The organism is Thauera aminoaromatica S2, assembly GCF_000310185.1.
GTDB classification, from domain to species: Bacteria; Pseudomonadota; Gammaproteobacteria; order Burkholderiales; family Rhodocyclaceae; genus Thauera; species Thauera aminoaromatica.
In genome coordinates this window covers 1-2,514 of the sequence record NZ_AMXD01000246.1, presented here as the reverse complement: position 1 = coordinate 2,514, position 2,514 = coordinate 1, and the positions used below count along the sequence as shown (strand labels likewise).

Below are 2,514 nucleotides of genomic sequence, written 5' to 3'. Positions count from 1 at the left end.
GCGGCCTGCTCGCCCCGACCCCCGCCACGCTCAGGCCCGCCGCTCCGCACGCGCGGCCGCGGCGTCCTCGAGCGCCCACTCGGCGAACTTGCGCTCCAGGGTCTTGCGCGACACGCCCAGCCGGCGCGCGGCCTCGGTCTTGTTGCCCTCGCAGGCGGCGGTCACACGCTCGATGTGGCGGCGCTCGACCTCGGCCAGGCTCGACTCCAGCTCGCCCGCCGGCGTCGGCGCGGCGGTCGGTGCGGCGCTCGGCTGCGCCGGGAAGTGGCCGAGAATCAGCGAGCGCTCGATGTAGTTGCGCAGTTCGCGCACGTTGCCAGGCCAGGTGTAGCCGGCGAGCCGGCTCACCACCTCGTGCGAGAGCGGCAGCGGCGGCACGCCGAGCTGGACGGAAAACTGCTGCATGAAGTGGCGCATCAGCTCGGGGATGTCCTCGGTACGGTCGCGCAGCGGCGGCAGGCCGATGTCCACCACCGCGAGGCGGTAGTAGAGGTCCTCGCGGAAGCGTCCGGCGCGCACCTCGGCGGCGAGGTCGCGGTTGGAGGCGGCGATGATGCGTACATCCACCGGCAGCTCGCGCTCGGAACCGACCGGGCGCAGCTTGCGCTCCTCGAGTACCCGCAGCAGCCGGGTCTGCATCGCCAGCGGCAGCTCGCTGATCTCGTCGAGGAAGAGCGTGCCGCCGTGGGCGTAGTAGAACAGGCCGTTGCGGTTCTCGGTGGCGCCGGTGAAGGCGCCCTTGACGTGGCCGAAGAGCTCGCTCTCGATCAGCTCGGAGGCGATCGCCGCGCAGTTGAGCGGCACGAAGGGGCGCTGCGCGCGCGGGCTGGTCTGGTGCAACGCGCGCGCCACCACCTCCTTGCCGGTACCGGATTCGCCCAGCAGCAGCACCGTGCTCGGCATCTGCCCGACGCGGCGCACCAGCGCGCGCAGCTGCTCCATCGCGGGCGAGTGGCCGATCAGCCCGGTGGGCTCGGCGCCCAGGCCGGCGAGCTCGCGGCGCAGCACGAAGTTCTCGCGCGCCAGGCCGGCACGCTCGAAGCAGCGCTTGATCGAGTTGAGGATCTGGTCGACGCGGAAGGGCTTGAGGATGAAGTCCGAGGCGCCGCCGCGCAGCGCGTCGATCGCGGTCTCCATGTCGGCGAAGGCGGTGATCAGGATCACGTCGCCAGCATAACCATTCTCGCGCAGCTCGTGCAGCCACTCGATCCCCGACTTGCCAGGCAGGGCGATGTCGAGGACCAGCAGGTCGAAATGCAGACGCGCCATCAGCACCGCGGCGTGCTCGGCATCGGCGGCCGACTGCACCATGCCGCAGCGGCGCGCGAGCGTGCGCTCGAGGAAATTGCGCATGCCCTCCTCGTCGTCGACCACCAGCACCGAGTGCGCAGGCCACTGGTAGTCGGCGAGCTCCACCGGGCGCGCGGGCTCGGCGCGCCCGACTCCACCTTGCGCGAGCGCCTTCGCCTCGTCGCCCCGCACGCCGTGCGCCATCTGCACGTCGTCCCCGCCGCCCCCGATCCGTTTCGCGACCATGTTCAGAAGGGCTTCAAGACCACGAGGAACACCACCACGAACAGCACCAGCACCGGGATCTCGTTGAAATAGCGGTACCACACGTGGCTGCGCGTGTTGCGTCCCTCGGCGAAGGCGCGCATCAGGCGGCCGCAATACAGATGGTAGGCGATCAGGAACACCACCAGCAGGGTCTTCACGTGCAGCCAGCCGCCGGCGAAGCCGTAGCCGAACCACAGCCACAGGCCGAGGCCCACGGCGAGGATGCCGAGCGGCGTCATGAAGCGGTAGAGCTTCATCTCCATCATCGCCAGGCGCTCGCGGGTGGCGGCGTCCTCGACCATGGCGTGATTGACGAAGAGGCGTGGCAGGTAGAACAGGCCTGCGAACCAGCTCACGACGAAGACGATGTGAAAGGCCTTGAGGGTCAGCATGCGGGAAGGGCTCCAGGTTCGATCGGGGAAGTTCACCCGCGGCGCGGCAAAGCGCCGCGGTTCAGACGGGAACGGTCGCGGCGCGCAAGCCGTCGGCCACCGTCGGATAGCGCAGGTGCAGGCGCAGTTCCCGCTTCAGCCGGCGGTTGTCGAGGCGGCGCGACTCGCTCATGAAGGACAGCGCGAGCGGCGACAGGTGGCGGACGATCTCGGCTCGTGCCATGCGTGGCGGGCGCGCCAGGCCGAAACGCTCGGCGACCGCGTCGAAGTACTCGCCCATGCGCAGGCCGGAGTCGTCGCTGGCGTTGTAGGCCCGCCCCGGCCCGGCACGGAACAGCGCCAGGCAGGCGATGCGGGCGAGGTCCTCGGCGTGGATGTGGTTGGTGTGCACATCCTCGTCGGCGGCGAGCACCGGATCGCCGCGACGCAGGCGCTCGAGCGGCAGACGGTCGGCGGCGTAGATGCCGGGCGCGCGCAGCAGGGCGACCCGCACCCGGTTACGGCGGCCGAAGGCGCGCAGGCGGCGCTCGGCATCCACCCGTCGGCGGCCGCGCGCGGTCTGCGC

Annotated in this window: 3 protein-coding genes; all 3 read right to left on the bottom strand. The window is 71.0% G+C overall.

What is annotated here, in order from left to right; all coding sequences use genetic code 11:
* Nucleotides 1-30 precede the first annotated feature (30 nt).
* The gene (locus C665_RS19225) at nt 31-1,536 is read right to left on the bottom strand and encodes a sigma-54-dependent transcriptional regulator (protein ID WP_004328000.1); all 1,506 of its coding nucleotides are present in this window, start codon (nt 1,534-1,536) and stop codon (nt 31-33) included.
* A gap of 2 nt (nt 1,537-1,538) precedes the next feature.
* Nucleotides 1,539-1,949 (bottom strand): CopD family protein, encoded by a 411-nt coding sequence (locus C665_RS19220; protein ID WP_004327998.1) that lies wholly within the window; start codon nt 1,947-1,949, stop codon nt 1,539-1,541.
* A gap of 61 nt (nt 1,950-2,010) precedes the next feature.
* Nucleotides 2,011-2,514: Rossmann-fold NAD(P)-binding domain-containing protein (locus C665_RS19215; RefSeq protein WP_004327996.1), on the bottom strand; the 504-nt coding region annotated here is incomplete at its 5' end.

Excerpts from the sequence above, each read along its gene's own strand:
- C665_RS19220 (WP_004327998.1), bottom strand. The coding sequence starts at position 1,949 with ATGCTGACCCTCAAGGCCTTTCACATCGTCTTCGTCGTGAGCTGGTTC.
- C665_RS19225 (WP_004328000.1), bottom strand. The coding sequence starts at position 1,536 with ATGGTCGCGAAACGGATCGGGGGCGGCGGGGACGACGTGCAGATGGCG.